The sequence below is a fragment of the Streptomyces sp. NPDC020192 genome (assembly GCF_044388685.1).
GTDB lineage: Bacteria > Actinomycetota > Actinomycetes > Streptomycetales > Streptomycetaceae > Streptomyces.
This window is the reverse complement of record NZ_JBIRXG010000046.1, coordinates 1-16,264: the sequence shown is the minus strand read 5'-3', so window position 1 is coordinate 16,264 and position 16,264 is coordinate 1. Positions and strand designations below refer to the sequence as shown.

Genomic DNA, 16,264 nt, shown 5'->3' with positions numbered 1-16,264 from the left:
ATGGCGCGTATCGCCGACCGGTGCCCGGCCGGGTCTTCGCCCAAGGCAGCGATGAGCTGCCATCGTGCGGGCGAACTGGGTGTCCGTGCGGCGGCGATCTTCGCCGTTGCCGTCAGCTCGGCCTCCGTGAGCTGTTGCGAGTCAGCCCGTGGCTGCGGTCGGGGCCTTCAGCCAGTGAGCTTCGTGCGCAAGCGCTCGTTCTCCTTCTCCAGGGTCTTAACGCGTCGTTCGAGGTCGGCTCGTGTCGGCTTCTTCGGGGGCGGCGGAGGTGTGGATTCTGTTGGTTCCGGTGGCTCGCCACGCAGTCCGATGGGTTCGAAGGCCACGATTGTTTGCCGGTCTTCCCCGCACTCAGAGCATCGCCTGCCGTATGACCCGGCGGAGAGGGGGTCGGTGTACGTGTAGTGCGCCTCGGTCTCGATGATGTGGCCGCAGTACAACCGGACACGCCACCGCATGATCTCGTGGTCTGCCTTCTTGAAGGACTGCATCAGCTCCGCGACATTCTCGAATGCCTGGCGGCGACGCTCCGCCCTCGCCGGGTCTGCCCGGCATTTGGCGTTGTCCTCCTCGACCTGACGCCGAACCGACTCGCTGATCTCCTCGCTCTGCTTCTGACGGCGGTGGTCCCCGCGAGTGAGTTCATATTCTTCCAACGGAACGCCACTGCTCCGGTATTCGACTTCGCGCATGAGGGCCAGCGTAGAAGCGGTGTCCGCGCGGCCGTGGAGAAGAATGGTCTTGTCAGCCAACTTGCGCATTCTGCCCATGAGTGACCGCCGGGGTGCGTACGGGACCAGGGGGCTGCCCTCCATAGAGTCATGGTTGGTTGATCGGATTCGCGGTCGTGCTGCTGTAAGCAACTGGAGGCGGCGTCACACAGACTTTCCGGATCCTGTTGGTGGCATGGATGCCAGCCCGAAGGCGTCGGACTGGGACAGCCAGCGCTACCGGCTGCCGGGTTCGCGGCGAAGGTCCCGGCCCGGGAGACCCGGTACGCCGGTGTCGAGTTCTGGGACGGACAGGCCCTGCGCCGGGTCGTCTGACCGGTGCGCGGTCAGGACTCGGAACCCATCGGCCCCATGGGTTCCTGCGCACCACAGCTGAGTACCGCGACTCATGCCCCGGCCGCGCCGTGCCCCGACGATGTTTTCTATGACACGACTGCGCACTCGACTCACCGGGCTGCCGAAAGCTGTCACCGAGATGATCGTGGTCCTCGTCCGACGCCGGGAAGATCAACAGGCCGTCGGGTAGGTCGCGTCGCCTTTAGAACCCCTAACGAAATGATCTTCGAAGTGGTTGGATCACTCCGGGACTGCTGATCCGGAGGTGTGCGGTGGCGCGGCCGAAGCCGTGGGAAGTCGACGACGAACTGTGGGCAGTGATCGAGCCGCTGCTGCCCAAGGTTGAGCGCCGGACCCGGCACCCTGGGCGCAAGCGGCATCCGGACCGGTTGGTGTTCCAGGGCATCCTGTTCGTGCTGCACACGGGGATCTCCTGGGAACACCTGCCGCAAGAACTCGGCTTCGGGTCGGGCATGACCTGCTGGCGGCGCCTGGCCGAGTGGACCGAGGCTGGCGTGTGGTCCCGGCTGCACGAGGTTCTCCTCGCCAAGCTCCGCAACGCCAACGCCCTGGACTTCTCCCGGGCGGCCGTCGACGGCTCCCACATCCGCGCGTTAAAGGGGGAGCCAAGACCGGACGAAGCCCTGTCGACCGGGGCAGAGCGGGCAGCAAGCACCACCTGATCACCGATGCCACCGGCATCCCGCTCGCCGCCACCCTGACCGGCGGCAATCGCAACGACGTCACCCAGCTCATCCCGCTGCTGCAGGCCGTGCCGCCGGTGCGGGGCAAACGCGGCCGGCCCCGGCGCCGCCCGGACGTGGTGCTGGGTGATCGGGGTTACGACCACGACAAGTACCGCCGCCTGGTCTGGGACCTCGGTGTGAAGCCAGTGATCGCTCGCCGTGGTACCGAGCACGGCTCCCGCCTGGGCACTCAGCGTTGGGTCGTAGAGCGCACATTCGCCCACCTGCACTGGTTCCGCCGTCTACGCATCCGCTGGGAGATACGCGACGACATCCACGAAGCCTTCCTCAGACTCGCGTGCGCGTTGATCTGCTGGAGGCGGCTCAGGTCGTTGCGCGGGCAACCCTAGAAGGGGGGCCAGCTGGAACCGGAGGGGGGCACGGGATTAACTCGGTTCCCGCGACGCATTTCCAATGGCCAGCGCTGGTCAATGGCGGCCGCGGCCTCCTTGCAGGCGCCACATGCGTTGCTCCGATCCGGCATCCACCAGTACGGAGAGACCGAGAGACCCTCGTGTTCTATGCCGCACAGGGTCGCGCCGGAACCTGTGTAGGCGTAGGCCGTGTCATAGGCATGGGCCACGTTCTCAGGGAGGCTCGGTGATTCTGCCCGCTCCCAGCGCCCGTACATGGGCTGGTACTGCGGCCGTGAAACCTCATGGGGATCATGTCCCAGCTCGGTCCACGCGTAGCACCAAGAGCAGAACCACCGCTCCTTCACCGGCAAGTCCCACGCCGCTCGCGGTTCCGCTACCGGCGCCTGCCGCATCTCGTGTCCACACACATCACACGTCACAGCCGGATCCTGCCATGGCAACTCCACACCTACCTCTGGCAGCAGGACCCTCGGCCGAACCGCATTCCGATAGGGGTTCTTAGGGCGCGGCCGTTGTCAGCGGGGGTGGCTACTGTACCGGCGCATGCCGAAGAAGAGGAAGAAGAAGCCGTCGTCGCGGGCCCGGCGCACCGGCGAGGTTGCCCCGCACGAGCAACTGCCCTCCGTGATCAGGCTCGGTGGCCCGCGGGTGCCGTCGCGCGGGTGGACCTTTCAGGCGTTGATCGACGCGGGGCGGGAGTCCGGCCAGCCGCTCTTGGAGTTCACGGCGCAGCCTCCCGACGGGTACTCGTCCGATTTCGTCCCGCAGGTTGATTCCCCTCGGGCGCCGCTCCAGGCGGGGTGGTACCTGCGGTCCGACCTGGCTGTACCGGTCTACCTGTGGGTGTTTTCCGAGAGTCAACTCGCCGATGATCCAGGTGCGTTGGATCTGCGGCGACGAGGGTTTGCCTTCTATGCGGCGCACTCGGTGTGTACGCATGGAGGAAGTGACAGCGCCTATGCCAGCGCGGAGGACTTGGAGGCGTGGACTCCGATTGTGGCGCCGGACCCGAGCGTCGTGGACGCCGACAGGTATGGCCACGCGCCCGTTTATCGCACGCCTGCGGTACGGCGCCTGCCTTCGGGATCTCCCCGCACGGTGGGGGTGCTGGATGTGGACTATGCGCGGGTAGCGGGCCGGAGTCTGCCCGAGCGCTGGGATATCGACGTCGTCGGCTTTTTGGTGATGGAACGACAGGACGCCACCGACATGCCGGGACGGGAATACTGGCGGCAAGTAGCCTTTCACACGTTCCGAGATCAGAATCTGTCGGACCTCCGTGCCGTGGCCGGAGACGTCGACCTGATCATCGGCCACAATCTCTTCGACGGCGACTACCGATGCCTGCGGACCTACGGCGACGTGGTGGACGTCGGCGTGTTGGCCGCGAAGACGGTGGACACGCTGTATGCCGCCCGTCATGTGGCCGGCGGCGGCCCATCTCGTGCGGTGCGTCTGGACCTCACCACGCTGGCGGGCGCCCAGGGACTGCGGGAACGGGCGAAGACAGCGTCCCGGACCGAGGCCCACCGCGGCATCCGCGCCATCCGTGACGCGGAGGAGCGCTGGTTCTTCCAGCCCATTTCTGATGACTGCGAACTGATGCTGGAACTGTGGCTCGAACTGGTCACCAGCCGGCGCCTGCGCAGCGTCCTCCCGTCGGGTGAAGCGGTGGAGTACCCGGTCGGCGAGGACGGTCTGCGGCTGCTGCTGGAGCCGCAACTCGCCCCGGACACCTTCACGAACCTGCTGACGACGAAAGGCACCGTCTACCCGCTGCAGGGCGCGGCGCGCAATGAGAGCGTGGCCCGGATCCACCGCGAGATCGAACAGCAGCGGGCCGACGGCACGCTGGCCAATCGCCACCCCGCCGCCGCGCACCGCCAGCGCTGTATGGCACCCAGCGACACGGGGGGACGGCAGTTCGACCAGCTCATCGAGGCGACGCAGACGTATTGCCGTGCCCATCGCACCAAGCGGCGCTGCCGAGGGAATCCGGCCCTCAACGACGCCTGCACCGCCATCGCCCACGGCGATCTGGCGCATTGCCGCTGGCACCGTATGACCGCGCTCTATGTGCCACAAGGGCAGCGAATCGTCGAGGACTTCACCCTCGCTCTGCCGCTTCGCGGCTGGGAGCGGGGCAGCGACTGGGGATACGACACGGGGACGCGTTCGTTCTTCGCGAGGCTGTACCGCAACGAGGCCGACTCGTCCGGCTCACCGACCGTATGGCTTTCAGGCACTGATCCCGACCTCGGCAACGTGGTCGCGCTCACGGACGCCGTGCAGAAGGCGACCGGGGCGTCCCGGCAGGACGTCGTGGCAGCCCTGACAGCGAATCGAAGGTCACCCCGAGAACGCGCCGTGATCACCCAGGACTGGGAACCGGCCGGGTGCGACCGTCCCTGCCCGTGCGGCACCGCGGACTGTGGCCACGGCGCACCGTGCCGAACGACGAGTGCAGCGGTCACGACGTCCATACGATGCGCAACCCGCGCACCGAAGCGGACGTGACAGCGTGGCAGGACCATTTCGACTGTTGCGAGGGCTGCTCCGGCAGCTGCCTGGACATCTCACTCCCGGAGCGCCCCTGGGGCGAGATGCACGACGACGGCACCGTGACCGTGTACGCCGGGGTGCGCCACTACGAGCTCGGTGTCTACCCGTAGCCGCGAGCAGTCGTGGCGGACCGGTGCAGCGAGCCGGGGCCGGCGGGTGTCCGCGACCGAGCTGAACGGCGGGTGGGCCGGGCCCGGACGCCGTGAGCTGAGTGCGCCAGGTCAGCGGTGGCGCCAGGTTTGGCGCAGGCGCAGGACTTCGGTGGCCCAGTGGGCGGGAAGGTCTGGTTCGGGTATGCGTTCGCGGCCGAGGCTGAAGCGGACGTGGCGGTAGAGCCAGTGCAGCGAGGCGTCCGAGCTCGCGACGAGTGTGGACAGCAGCGGTTCACCGACCGGTGTCTCCCGGTCGACGGCGACCAGGAGTTCACCTTGGTCGTCCGGGTGCAGGTGCGGCAGCCCGCCCGCCATCCGCAGCCGCAGGTCACCCCACGTCAGAAGTGAGCCGCCGCTGCGCGCCGCGTCCTTGAGGACGTCCCGGGCGATGGCGGCCAGCTTGTCGATGGTCTCGATCGGCAGACGGTCCGGGGGAGACGGTGCGGTGGCCTTGGGACCGGGGACGGCCGTGACCGGGTCCGCCGCGCGCGGTGCGGCACGACGCGGCGCGCTCCAGGTGCGGGCCTTGAGCTGGCGCTTTCACCGCTTGACCTGAACCTCTTCGAGCACTGGTAGGTGCCGGCCCAACTGACGGCGCAGCGAGCTGATCTCGTCGAGGAATGCGGCGAGTTGCTCGGTGGCCAGGCCGTTGTCGGCACGGCCGAGTTCGGCGAGGACTTGACGGATACGGCGCAGGATCGGGTCCGTGTTCGGATCCTGTTCCTGGCACCACGCCTTCACCTCGCGCATCAACGGCGTGTAGGCGGCGCGGTCTTCGGGCGACAGACGCTGGCCGTAGATAGGTCCGGCCAAGTGGCGCGCGGTCTGGACCGCAGCCAGGTCGCCGGCCTCCTGCGCGGTACGGATCTCCTTCACGAGCCAGGCGAACTCCGCTCGGGCTTCTACGAAAGCGGCAGATCCGGAAGGCGGCGCGTCGCTGGGTGACGGGTGGGTCGCCGGCAGAGGGGCTTCGCCGTCTGGAGTCACCGATTCGCCGTTGACCTGGTCTTCCAGGCGGGTGAGCGCCGTGTGGAGGTCCTGCGGCAGGGGGCCGGGGCAGCGTCGTTTGAGAATCTTCGAGTGGGCAAGGGCACTGCGCAGGGCGAGAGGCGTGGGGGCGGGGTCGGCCGTCGCGAGGTCGGTGAACAAGGTGCGCAGCGCCGCGTGGGCGGCTGCTGCTTCACGGCTGTTGATCCAGGTCTGCAGGTCGGTGCGGAGCAGTAGGAGGTTCTGCCGTGGCTCACCGGACAGGCGATCCGTGGCGATCCGTGAGACCTCCTTGCGGATCCGTCTGGCCTCGTTCAGGTCGTCGGCATCACGGGCCTGCTTGAACAGCTGCGTGAGACGGGCAATGTCTGCCGTTGCCTGTGCCTGGAACGTACGCTTGTCCTTCCCCGGCGAGACGGGGCTCTTCGCGGCGACGGGCGGGACGGCGGGCATGCTCTTCTTCGGGGGAGCAGACGCCGGCAGAGGGTGGCCAATGAGGCGGGCGAGGTCGTCCAGGAGCCGCTCGCACTCGCGTTGCCACGCGCGCAGTTCCTGCCTGCGCTCCCAGACACTCTCGTAGAGCCGTTGGTGCTGTTCGCCGTCCTTGACCGTGGTGGCCAGGCGGGCGGCGCGGCGGCCGGTGGCGCGGGGCAACGTGGCACGGCCCACGGCCAACTGGGCCTTGAGGAGGGTCAGTTGTTCCTGGGCGCCCCGCGCTTCCGCGGGGCGGGGCGCCTCCGCAATGGCAGCCGATGCCGGTGGGGGAGGAGTGCGGTGGCCGTACGCCGTATGCGCAGCGCGGATCTGCTCGTCGCTCCACCGGTACAGCGCGGACTCCGAGGCCGGGGCGGTGACTTGGAGCAGGCGCAGCGCGGTGGCGAGATAGGGCAGGGGACGGCCGGAGGGCGCGCGGACCAGGACGCACAACAGCGACCGGTTCCCATCTTGCGGCTTGTCGACCTCCACGAGGAGGTCCCGGCGCTTGGGATCAGGCAGGTGCGCGAGATCCAGGCCGACCCGCTCGGCCAGCTGATGCCACGTGGTGGTGGCCCCCTCCCGCGCCACGTCTTCGAGAGCCCGCCGCAACAGTGTGGCGGTGCCGCTGCCCTGGGACTGCACCGGAACGGTGGGGGCCGGAGCGGTCCGCGTGGCGGGCTTCGGCGTGGGCAGGGGCTCGTCCAGGGCGACAGGGGGACGCCACAGGCCGGTACGTTCCGCGTCCAGGCCCTTGAGCTGGATGAGGCTGTCCGCGCGCACCGCCCAGCGGGTGTTCTCACCCGGCCGGTCGGCTTCGGTGACCAGCAGGCGCACCGCGCCCGCCAGCCGGTACACGTACTGCTCGGTGGGGCGAGGTGTGTCGTGGGGCAAGGAGAGCTGGGCCCTGAGGATCCGGTGTCCGGCCGGTTTGATGAAGCCGGACATCAGGTACCGGCCGCCCTCCACGAGGGGCGAGTCGGTGTCCGGCCGCGCCTCGCCGTCGATCGCGAAGACGATCTCGGCGCCGCGCAGCGGCAGGCTGCCGGCCACAGCGTCATAGCGCGCGGCGCCCTCGCGGATCAGCCCGCGGTTACGCAGTTCGTCGAGGTCGGGGGTGATGAGGCCGTCGCCGGTCATCCGGCACCGCTCGAGCGGGGACCAGGCGACGGGGCGGTTCTCGGTGACGGTGCCGATCAGAACCCGACGGCTGTTGCCGTCGGTTTCGCACCGCACCCGCAGGGCATAGCCGTAGCGGGCCGTCATATCCCGGGTGATGGCGCTCTCCAGCCCGAAGACCCACTCGACATGCCCTTCCTTGGCGGCCAGGCTGTCCGCCGTTCCACGCCAGCTGCGGTAGTCGTTGGGCCGCAGCTCGAAGCGCAAGCGTTGATTCGTGGCACGCAGCACGAAGTCCACGGCATCCCCGGGCCCGTGCCCGAGGCTGCACAACTCGGCCTGCGCCGCGTGCCCCTGGCTCGCCAGCCACTGCGTCACGTCCGCCTTGACGTTCCCTGTCAAGTTCTTGGGTTCAGAACTTCCCTAGTTCTTGGGCGCCTTGCGTGCCCTGAAGGCTGCGGCCTTCACGCGGCTTCGGCAGGATGCGGAACAAAAGTGGCGGACCGCGTTGCGGGAGGCGTCTACGTACACGCGGTCGCAGTTCGGGGCGGTGCAGACGCCGAGGCGTCCGGCCAGGGTGCTGCCGATGGCCAGAGCGAGGGCGGTGGCGCATCCGGCGCTCCAGCCCACGGAGAGAGTGTCGTCGGAACCGTGGAAGTGGACTTGCCAGGGCTCGCCGTCGACGCGGTCGAGTTGAGGGCGGGCGCCGGTCGTCCGCAGTAGGTCTTTCACGAGTTGGGCTGCCTGGTTGATGTGGCCGCCATCGACGGCCTCGAACACTGCCCGCATCTGCTGGGCAGTGTGTGCGAGATAGACCGCGTGGCCTGGCTCCACCGTGGAGCGTTGCGGGAGAGGGGCAGTGCCTCATGTACCGCCTTCGGGAGCTGGTCCCCACCGGGAGCGGTGTAGGGGCGGCCCTGCCGGGTGCCGTCGGCAGCCGCCGAGCGCCGCTCTCCGCCTCCAGGGTCGCAACCGATGCCCGAGAACGAGCTCCTGGCGCTCGAAGGCGGGGCCTGGACCGGCGGAACCCACAAGCGCGAGCCCGACACCGACGCCATGGTCCGCCTCTTCCATGACGCCGCGCTCCCCATCCCCACGGTGCCAGACGTGGCCACAATGACGGCGCGGCTCAAGGCCGCCGGCATCCCCGTCCCCGAACGCACCAGCCGCGCCCGCACCCCGCGGACCATCCAGGTCCGCCCCGCACCCGCCCACTGACCGAGACCCCCCGGTGAGCCGTGCCGCCTCCACGCCGCGCGGCTCACCCCTCCCCCTGGCCAATGAGAAGGAGGACCTGTCCATGTCCGGCAGTCCCGCACTGAGGGTCCTGTCCTGGGAGCGGGCGTGCAGTTCCACCAGGATCGCATCCATGCACACTCACTACCCCGGCACGGGGACCGACCAACCAGGCCATGCCTCAGTGCGCGTCCGCCGCATCGGGCTCAACTGCCGGAAGATCATTGATTGTTGATTTCTGGCGGTTCCCGTGCGACAGTGCGAATTGATCCGGTGCGATCGATCGCGCCCAGGGCCCGAGGAACTGCGCCGCCTTCCTGATCTGCCGAGGAACGACAGGGACCGGGGGAACCGTTGCGCATCCTGCGGCTCACACCGTGGTACTACCACGACCAGGTCGATGCCTGGCCCGCGGAGTACGACTCCATCGGGGGAATGCAGATCCAGACCACCCGACTGTCCCGGATGCTAGCCGAGGACGGCGTGCAGCAGGTGGTGGTGACCGTCGGCTTCCCCGGGCTCCCGCCGGTCCGCGAGGACCGGGAAGGGCTGACCGTACGCATCGCCCGGATGCCGATTCCCGAGATCCGCTCCGAATCGACCGGTCTGGTGGGGCTGACCCCGGCGTGGTTCTTCGCCACGCTCGGCGCCTGCTTCGGATTGCGGCGGTGGAAGCCGGACCTCGTCCACGTCCATGCCGATGGGGCGCTCTGGACCCTGCTGCTCGCCCCGGTTGCCGCCCGGCTGGTCCGTGCACCGTACGTCCTCACCCTGCACTGCTCGCGCCTCGCGGGCTACGTCCCGCGGTCCGCCATGGCCCGGCTGCAGCAGCGCTTCGGGGCCATCGCGGAGAAGCGCGCGATCCGCCGCGCGGCACGGGTCGTCACGCTGACGGAGAGCACAGCGCGCGTTGCGGCCAAGGCCCTTGGCGTGAGCGAGCAGCATTTCGCCGTGGTGCCGGACATCGTGGACACCGGGCCCGCCCCGCCCCGGGTGTCCCGAGCGGGCGCGGGCGACTTCGGCGCCTGGGCGTCCGCCGCCGGCCACCGCCCGATCATCGGCTTCGTCGGTCGCCTTGCCAGCGAGAAGGGCTGGCAGTACCTGGTGCCGCTGGCACTGCGGTTGCGCGACCTCCACCCCTTGTTCCTGATCGTCGGCGACGGGTCGCAGCGCGAGCGCCTGGAGGAGCAGATCCGCGCCGAGGGACTGGCGGACGAGTGCCTGATCACCGGATTCGTCCCCAACAACCGGGTCCCGGAGGCCCTCGCAGTCATGACCACGCTCGTCATGCCCTCCTCCTACGAGGAACTCGGCGGCGTCGCACTGGAGGCGCTGGCCGTCGGAACTCCCATGGCCGCCTTCGCCGTTGGCGGTCTGCGCACGACCGTTGGCCGGCTCTGCCCGGACATGCTGGTGCCGGCGGGCGACCTCGACGCGCTGGCGACGAAGGTTCGACGGATCATCGCGGAGCCCGATCGCTATGCAGCGCTCGCCCGATCGGCCGGGCCGGCGGTCGAGCAGACCTACGGCGCACCGGCAGCACTGCGGCAGATCACAGCGGTCTACGAAGCGGTCCTTCCTCGCCTGGCCGAGAACCCGCGATGAGCACCAAGACCGACCGTCAGCGCGTCGGTCGTCTCCCCCTGAGCAGCGAAACCCGGAATCTGACGGTCGTGGGCACGCTGGTGTTCGTAGGCGTCGGCGCCGAACCGCTCGCGATGCTGCTGTTCCTGGTCCACGCCACGGGGTCGTTCGGATCCGCGGGGATCGTGATCGGCTGCTACGGATTGAGCTCGGCCGCCACCGCTCCGGTGCGCGGCCGGCTGGCCGACCGGTACGGCGCCGCCGTGCTCGCCGTCATCGCCACGGCGCACCTGGTGCTCACCCTGGCGCTGGTCGCCGCCGGCGAAGCCCACGCACCGCTGGTGGTCCTGGTGTTGACTTCGGCAGCCGTCGGCACCGGCTACTCCGCGGTGTACGCCGCCATGCGGTCGGCCTGGTCGCGGCTGACCGGCGAGCAGGACCGCGAGAGCGCCTACGCGGTTCAGGCGGTCCTCCAGGAGATCGGATACATCGGCGGCCCGGCCGGCGCCGGTGCCGCAATCGCGCAGGCCGGGACCACCTTCGCCCTGCTCGCCACCTCCTGCCTCACCTGGTCGGCGACCCTGGTCTTCAGCCAGCTGTCCGCGGTTCGCAGCCAACCCCGGGCCGCAGTGCAGATGTGGAGCAGGCCGGCCGTGATGGCCAGCGGACCGCTGGCCGTCCTGATCGCGACGACGGCGCCCACCGCTTTCGCCTTCGCCGTCGTGGAAGTCGACCTCCCCGCCTACGCCACCCGGCACGCCGTCCCTGGCATCGCCGGGCTGCTGATCGCCCTGGTCGCCATCGGCAGCCTCGTGGGCGGGCTCGCGTACGGCCACCGCACCTGGAGGTCCGCGCTCGACCGCCGTTACGCGGCCATCCTGTTGCTCCTCGCCCTGCTGATGACCGCGCTCTCCCTCGCGCGTTCGATGCCCGCCGTGGTGCTGCTGACGCTGTTGGTCGGCCTGCCGGCCGCCCCCATGATCACGTGCCGTTACCTCCTGCTGGACGGCACCGTGCCGAACGGCTTCGCCAACGAGGCATTCATGTGGATCACCACGGCCGACGCCATCGGCGATTCGGCCGGAAAGGCCATCGGCGGCTTCCTGGTCGAGCGAAGCTCCTTCGGCCTCGTGTCACTCGTCGCCGGCCTGGCCGCCACTCTCGCCATGCTGATCACCGTCCTCGGCGGCCAGACCCTCCGGCGCTCCGTACCGGCCGAACTGACCGTGTGAAGCACCTTCCCGTCCCGCCCCCTTTCATGCAAATGGCTGTGCCCGCCACTGGGCGGCGGAGCGCGGCGGGCAAACATGCGGGTTCGATCAGGCCGGCAGGTGCCAGATTTGGTTGGCGTGGGCGGGCCTTCCCCCGCGAAGGTGGACACGCGTTCGGGTGATCATGCGGCCAGCGTGAGCTTATCGGACTCCTGCCGGTGCTGGTTTTCGTAGGCCATGGGGCTGAGGTGTCCGTTGGCGGAGTGCCTGCGGCGGGTGTTGTAGCGGGTGAGCCAGCGGAAGACGGTGCGTCGGCAGAGTTCCGCTCCCGGGTAGTGGTGGGCGCCGCGAAGGGTCTCCCGCTTGAGGGTGGCGTGGAAGCTCTCGCAGGCGGCGTTGTCGGCGGAGGTGCCGACCGCGCCCATGGACTGGGTGACGCCCAACTCGCCGCACATATCGGCGAATTCACGCGATGTGTACTGACCGGGTTCAACCAGTCGTAGCAACACTCCTGATCAGAGGGGTGTGTTGTGGGACGACCAGCGGGTTGGATGGCGGAGTTGACGGGGCGGTCACCGATGAAGTCGCCGGGACGGCCCTCCACTCGGCGTGAGATCGAGCGGCTGTTCTGGGGCGAGATCGCCAAGGGCCTGACCAGTGAGGATGCGGCGGTCGCTGTCGGAGCTGCGCCGGCGGTGGGAGGGCGGGGGTTCCGACACGCTGGCGGGATGCCGCAGATCAACCTGACCGTCTCGGGCCGCTATCTCTCGTTCGCCGAACGGGAGGAGATTGCTCTGCTGCGCGTGCAGGGAGTCGGGGTACGGGAGATAGCCGGACGGCTGGGCCGGTCACCATCGACGATCTCCCGGGAACTGCGGCGCAACGCGGCCACACGCGGCGGCAGGCTCGAGTACCGGGCCTCGGTCGCGCAGTGGAAGGCCGACCTCGTGGCACAGCGTCCCAAAGAGGCGAAGCTGGCCGCGAACGAGCGGCTGCGGGAGTATGTCCAGGACCGCTTGCAGGGCGTGATCCGAGCCCCGGACGGTAGGGCGCTTCCCGGTCCGCAGGTGCCCGAGTGGAAGGGGCGCAACAAGCCGCATCGCAATGATCGCCGGTGGGCGAATGCCTGGAGCCCGGAGCAGATCTCAGCCCGACTGAAGATCGACTTTCCCGAGGACGAGTCCATGCGCATCAGCCACGAAGCGATCTACCAAGCCCTCTACGTCGAGAGCCGTGGGGGCCTCAGACGTGAGCTCGTGGCGTGCCTGCGCACCGGCCGCGCCTTGCGTGTCCCGCGGGCGAGGGCCCGCAACAAGCCGGGCGGTCACGTCACCGCGGACGTGTTGATCAGTCAACGGCCGGCTGAAGCAGCCGACCGTGCGGTGCCCGGCCACTGGGAGGGTGACCTGATCATCGGGCTGAATCGGTCGGCGATCGGCACGCTCGTGGAACGCACCACCCGCTACACGATGCTGGTTCACCTGCCACGGGCCGAGGGCTACGGCACGATCCCGCGCACCAAGAACGGGCCTGCGCTGGCCGGCTACGGCGCCGTGGCGATGAAGGACGCCCTGGCCACCGCGATGTCCACGTTGCCCGGTCAGCTTCGCCGATCACTGACCTGGGATCGCGGGAAGGAACTCTCCGCACACGCCCAACTCACCATCGAGACGGGACTACCGGTCTACTTCGCGGACCCGCACGCCCCCTGGCAGCGCGCCACGAATGAGAACACCAACGGGCTGCTGCGCCAGTACTTTCGACTTGTATGGGGAGCAGCGGTGTTCGTGATCGGGTTGGCCGCCCGTAACGTACCGCAGGACATCGGGCAGGCTGACTCGAGTACTTCCTGCCGCCCGCAGGGGCTGGCTCTCTTTGGGTGTGTCGACCTGCCCGGTGTCCGTTCGCGGCTTGACTCAACAGAGGCATGAGCATCGGCCACCCCACGTTTCTCGAAGTCGGGATGTCAGCTGCGGATTCCACTGACCCGACGTCCGAGAAAGAGGACCGCCGATGATGCTGATCGGCATCGATCCGCACAAGTCGACCCACACCGCCACGGCCGTCGATCCCGAGACCAACCGTGATCTCGCATCGATCCGCATCGACGTGACGCTCCAGGAGTACCAGCGCATGCTGGCCTGGGCCTGCCAGTGGCCCGAACGGCGATGGGCCATCGAGAACGCCAGGGGTCTGGGACACCACCTGACTTCATGGCTGCTCGCCTGGGGAGAAGAGGTCGTTGACGTCGCGCCCAGCGCCACCGCCCGCGTCCGCCAGCTTTCGCGCGGCGCAGGCCGCAAGAACGACCGCATTGATGCCGCCGCGGCGGCGTGCGTCGCGGCTCTCCAAGGCGACGCACGACCGGTCCAGCCCGAGAGTTCGACGGATGCACTGGCGCTGCTGGACGAACGGCGCAGCAACCTTGCGCAGGCCAGAGTCCGCGCAGTGAACCAGCTCCACGCGCTGCTGCGGGCACTCCTGCCCGGCGGGGCACCGCGCGATCTGTCCGCGGCCAAGGCCGAACAGCTGCTGGACACGGTCGTTCCCGTCGGCTCCGCCGAGCTCACCCGCCATGCCCTTGCCGCTGACCTGATCGCCGAGATCCGGACCTGGGATGTGAAGCTGAAGGACAACGGCAAAGCCATGGCCGCGCTGGTCGCAGAGTCCGAAAGCCGGCTGACCGCCACTCCGGGCATCGGAGCCGTGACCGCCGCCCGACTCCTGGGCCGGACCGGGAATCCCACCCGCTTCCCGACCGCCGGCGCCTTCGCCCAGTACGCCGGCACCGCTCCCATCGAGATCGCCAGCGCGGACCGCGCACGCCACCGCCTGTCCAGGCGCGGCGACCGCCAGCTCAACGCGGCACTTCACACCGTCGCCATCACACAGATCCGCATGCCGGGCACCCGGGGCCACACCTACTACCAGGCCAAACTCGCAGAAGGAAAGACACCCCGGGAAGCAAAACGCTGCCTGAAGCGCCGCCTTGCTGATCACGTCTGGCGCACGATGATTGGCGACGAACGCCGACGCACCGGGGCGACGGGCCCAGGAGGACAACCGGGGGCGACTACAGCATCCAGCGCGGCCGGCCCAACCCCGACGGCCAACTCTTCGGACAAGTCACTTCCCGGACCCGCCAAACCCGAGCCTACGCCACCACCCCAACCAGCTTGACAAACACAGAGGCACCGGCTCGCGAAGGTGTACGAGTCGATCCGGCCCAAGGACGTCTCCAAGACGTTCCTCTGGGCACGTCTCGGCGCGAAGACCACTGACCTGATACACGGCCACATGACCGATGTGGGCGTAAAGTCGATGCCGTCGAAGACAGTCACGCTCGACGCTGCCGGCCTGGCCCTGGTCAAGAAGATCGCCGAGCAGCTCAAGCTCTCCGAGCAGCAGAAGCCGGAGTCGAAAGCCGATGACGTGTACCAGGAGGTCCTCGACTCCATCGAGGCGCGCCTCAGGCGTCGGCTCGCCGATACCGAGAGCCCGGCATACCAGTCGCTGGCGGAGCGGATCGAGAAGCTCCGCGCCAAGGCGATCGAGAACGTCGAGGACTCGCTGGCGTTCCTCGAGGAAGCGCTGAAGATCGCTCAGGACGTGGTAGCCGCAGACCGCGCAGCGGAACAGGGCGACCAGGGAGCACTCGACCAGCTAGCCGATCCGAAGCGTGGGGCGCTCACTCAGATCGTCGCGGAGAACACACCGCCCGGACTGCACAAGATCGTCCCCGACATAGCCTCGCGGATCGACTCGATCGTCGTCGAGGTCGCCTATGCCGGTTGGAGCGCGAGCGACGCGGGCGACAAACGCGTCCGTCGCGAGCTGCGTTCCGTCCTGAAGGAGTACAGCTTGCCGATCAAGGGCGAGCTGTTCGACCGCACGTACGAGTACGTGCGGGAGAACTATTGAACGACGTCACGACCGGGACCATTGCAAAGAGTACCCAAGCGCTGGGGCGCCCTGATCTGTCTCGTGAGCCACGCCGTTTCGTCGTCATTGTGGCTGGCGGGAGTGCTACATCGGAGGCATGGCCGCGGCGTCGCGCACGGTGATGTGGAGGGCGTGAAGCGGCTCCGTGCGCGTGGGGCGGACGACCTCCAGACTCTGTGCGCCCTCACGAAGCCGGAAAACGAGCTGGCCGAAGTCGTACCAGCCGACGTTGATCCACAGAGCGCCTGCGCCGTACTGGTCGCGGTCGTCGTCGAGTGGCTGTTCCTGCACCCACACGCACGGCGGGGACATGCCGGTGTCCTCCGTGTAGCGCACGGCGGCAGCGGCTGGGCGGCGCAGTGGGCCGTCCGGCTTCCAACGGCGCCTCAGGGCGGCCACAGCGGCCGGTTTGGCGGGGTCGGCATCCGCGAGTGTGATCCGGCTGATCTCGATCGCGCCGCTGTCGAGGAGTTCCACCAGGCGGACGCGTACGGGCAGGGGGATCCACCGGTCGAGTCCGTCGAACTGCTCGATCATCGCGTCGCGGGGCGCACGCCCGGCGTCTGGGTCCGCCTTCATCGCCTGCAGCCGTTCTTCTGCGGCGGCGCGGGTGTCGCCGCGCTTCCACAGCAGTTGTGGCTCGGAGCCTTCAGGGAGACGGCCGTTCTTAGAGTGCGGAACGTGACCTTCCGTCCGGCTTGTCGTCGCTCGATGGTGTGACGTTGGGACATTGCCGCCGGTCAGGCGTTCGGGGTTCGCTTGGCTTGTGGCATGAGCATGCGCAAGTCGTACCCGAGCGATCTCACC

Annotated in this window: 13 protein-coding genes and 2 pseudogenes; 9 read left to right on the top strand and 6 right to left on the bottom strand. The window is 68.8% G+C overall.

The window, feature by feature from the left end; genetic code table 11:
- Positions 1-167 precede the first annotated feature (167 nt).
- The gene (locus ACH47Z_RS42820) at positions 168-752 is read right to left on the bottom strand and encodes a hypothetical protein (RefSeq protein ID WP_397756397.1); all 585 of its coding nucleotides are present in this window, start codon (positions 750-752) and stop codon (positions 168-170) included.
- Between the two features lie 587 nt (positions 753-1,339).
- Between ACH47Z_RS42820 and ACH47Z_RS42815 the strand changes: the two genes are divergently transcribed.
- From ACH47Z_RS42815 to ACH47Z_RS42805, 3 genes are all read left to right on the top strand, one after another.
- Positions 1,340-2,163 (top strand): IS5 family transposase gene (locus ACH47Z_RS42815; protein ID WP_399084611.1). Its coding sequence is split into 2 segments (ribosomal slippage): positions 1,340-1,685 and positions 1,685-2,163, totalling 825 coding nucleotides; the frame shifts between segments, so codons are not numbered across the junction.
- 570 nt (positions 2,164-2,733) lie between these two features.
- Complete coding sequence (locus ACH47Z_RS42810; protein ID WP_399084608.1) at positions 2,734-4,707, top strand: hypothetical protein; 1,974 nt, start codon at positions 2,734-2,736, stop codon at positions 4,705-4,707.
- The gene (locus ACH47Z_RS42805) at positions 4,704-4,862 is read left to right on the top strand and encodes a hypothetical protein (protein ID WP_399084605.1); all 159 of its coding nucleotides are present in this window, start codon (positions 4,704-4,706) and stop codon (positions 4,860-4,862) included. The genes ACH47Z_RS42810 and ACH47Z_RS42805 overlap by 4 nt, the downstream gene beginning before the upstream one ends.
- Positions 4,863-4,973: 111 nt before the next feature.
- Here the strand turns inward: ACH47Z_RS42805 and ACH47Z_RS42800 are convergent, their stop codons facing one another.
- From ACH47Z_RS42800 to ACH47Z_RS42790, 3 genes are all read right to left on the bottom strand, one after another.
- Positions 4,974-5,219 (bottom strand): hypothetical protein, encoded by a 246-nt coding sequence (locus ACH47Z_RS42800; RefSeq protein ID WP_361744401.1) that lies wholly within the window; start codon positions 5,217-5,219, stop codon positions 4,974-4,976.
- Between the two features lie 225 nt (positions 5,220-5,444).
- Positions 5,445-7,886, bottom strand: coding sequence for a hypothetical protein (locus ACH47Z_RS42795; RefSeq protein ID WP_399084601.1), 2,442 nt, complete (start codon positions 7,884-7,886; stop codon positions 5,445-5,447).
- A 21-nt stretch (positions 7,887-7,907) separates the two neighbouring features.
- On the bottom strand, positions 7,908-8,273 hold the full coding sequence (locus ACH47Z_RS42790) for a CGNR zinc finger domain-containing protein (protein ID WP_399084599.1): 366 nt from the start codon (positions 8,271-8,273) through the stop codon (positions 7,908-7,910).
- A gap of 186 nt (positions 8,274-8,459) precedes the next feature.
- Here ACH47Z_RS42790 and ACH47Z_RS42785 point away from each other — a divergent pair, with 186 nt between their 5' ends.
- The 3 genes from ACH47Z_RS42785 (at position 8,460) to ACH47Z_RS42775 (ending at position 11,536) form a co-directional block, all read left to right on the top strand.
- The gene (locus ACH47Z_RS42785; RefSeq protein ID WP_376001008.1) at positions 8,460-8,702 is read left to right on the top strand and encodes a hypothetical protein; all 243 of its coding nucleotides are present in this window, start codon (positions 8,460-8,462) and stop codon (positions 8,700-8,702) included.
- Positions 8,703-9,074: 372 nt separating this feature from the next.
- A complete protein-coding gene (locus tag ACH47Z_RS42780) occupies positions 9,075-10,325 on the top strand; it encodes a glycosyltransferase family 4 protein (RefSeq protein WP_399084594.1) in 1,251 nt (416 codons plus the stop codon).
- Positions 10,322-11,536, top strand: coding sequence for an MFS transporter (locus tag ACH47Z_RS42775; protein ID WP_399084591.1), 1,215 nt, complete (start codon positions 10,322-10,324; stop codon positions 11,534-11,536). Before ACH47Z_RS42780 ends, ACH47Z_RS42775 begins: the two co-directional genes overlap by 4 nt.
- Before the next feature lie 161 nt (positions 11,537-11,697).
- Here ACH47Z_RS42775 and ACH47Z_RS42770 read toward each other — a convergent pair.
- A pseudogene (locus ACH47Z_RS42770) lies at positions 11,698-11,994 on the bottom strand (integrase core domain-containing protein); the annotation flags it as partial.
- Between the two features lie 72 nt (positions 11,995-12,066).
- On the opposite strand from ACH47Z_RS42770, the pseudogene ACH47Z_RS42765 reads away from it, so the two are divergent.
- From ACH47Z_RS42765 to ACH47Z_RS42755, 3 genes and pseudogenes are all read left to right on the top strand, one after another.
- Positions 12,067-13,275: pseudogene (locus ACH47Z_RS42765) on the top strand (IS30 family transposase); the annotation flags it as partial.
- Positions 13,276-13,528: 253 nt separating this feature from the next.
- Positions 13,529-14,695 (top strand): IS110 family transposase, encoded by a 1,167-nt coding sequence (locus ACH47Z_RS42760; protein WP_399084588.1) that lies wholly within the window; start codon positions 13,529-13,531, stop codon positions 14,693-14,695.
- A 117-nt stretch (positions 14,696-14,812) separates the two neighbouring features.
- On the top strand, positions 14,813-15,436 hold the full coding sequence (locus ACH47Z_RS42755) for a hypothetical protein (RefSeq protein ID WP_399084586.1): 624 nt from the start codon (positions 14,813-14,815) through the stop codon (positions 15,434-15,436).
- 105 nt (positions 15,437-15,541) lie between these two features.
- On the opposite strand, the gene ACH47Z_RS42750 is transcribed toward ACH47Z_RS42755, so the two are convergent.
- Positions 15,542-16,036 (bottom strand): hypothetical protein, encoded by a 495-nt coding sequence (locus ACH47Z_RS42750; protein WP_399084583.1) that lies wholly within the window; start codon positions 16,034-16,036, stop codon positions 15,542-15,544.
- Between the last annotated feature and the right edge of the window lie 228 nt (positions 16,037-16,264).

Excerpts from the sequence above, each read along its gene's own strand:
- ACH47Z_RS42810 (WP_399084608.1), top strand. The coding sequence starts at position 2,734 with ATGCCGAAGAAGAGGAAGAAGAAGCCGTCGTCGCGGGCCCGGCGCACC.
- ACH47Z_RS42800 (WP_361744401.1), bottom strand. The coding sequence starts at position 5,219 with ATGGCGGGCGGGCTGCCGCACCTGCACCCGGACGACCAAGGTGAACTC.
- ACH47Z_RS42790 (WP_399084599.1), bottom strand. The coding sequence starts at position 8,273 with ATGCGGGCAGTGTTCGAGGCCGTCGATGGCGGCCACATCAACCAGGCA.
- ACH47Z_RS42785 (WP_376001008.1), top strand. The coding sequence starts at position 8,460 with ATGCCCGAGAACGAGCTCCTGGCGCTCGAAGGCGGGGCCTGGACCGGC.
- ACH47Z_RS42775 (WP_399084591.1), top strand. The coding sequence starts at position 10,322 with ATGAGCACCAAGACCGACCGTCAGCGCGTCGGTCGTCTCCCCCTGAGC.
- ACH47Z_RS42760 (WP_399084588.1), top strand. The coding sequence starts at position 13,529 with ATGATGCTGATCGGCATCGATCCGCACAAGTCGACCCACACCGCCACG.
- ACH47Z_RS42755 (WP_399084586.1), top strand. The coding sequence starts at position 14,813 with ATGACCGATGTGGGCGTAAAGTCGATGCCGTCGAAGACAGTCACGCTC.
- ACH47Z_RS42750 (WP_399084583.1), bottom strand. The coding sequence starts at position 16,036 with ATGAAGGCGGACCCAGACGCCGGGCGTGCGCCCCGCGACGCGATGATC.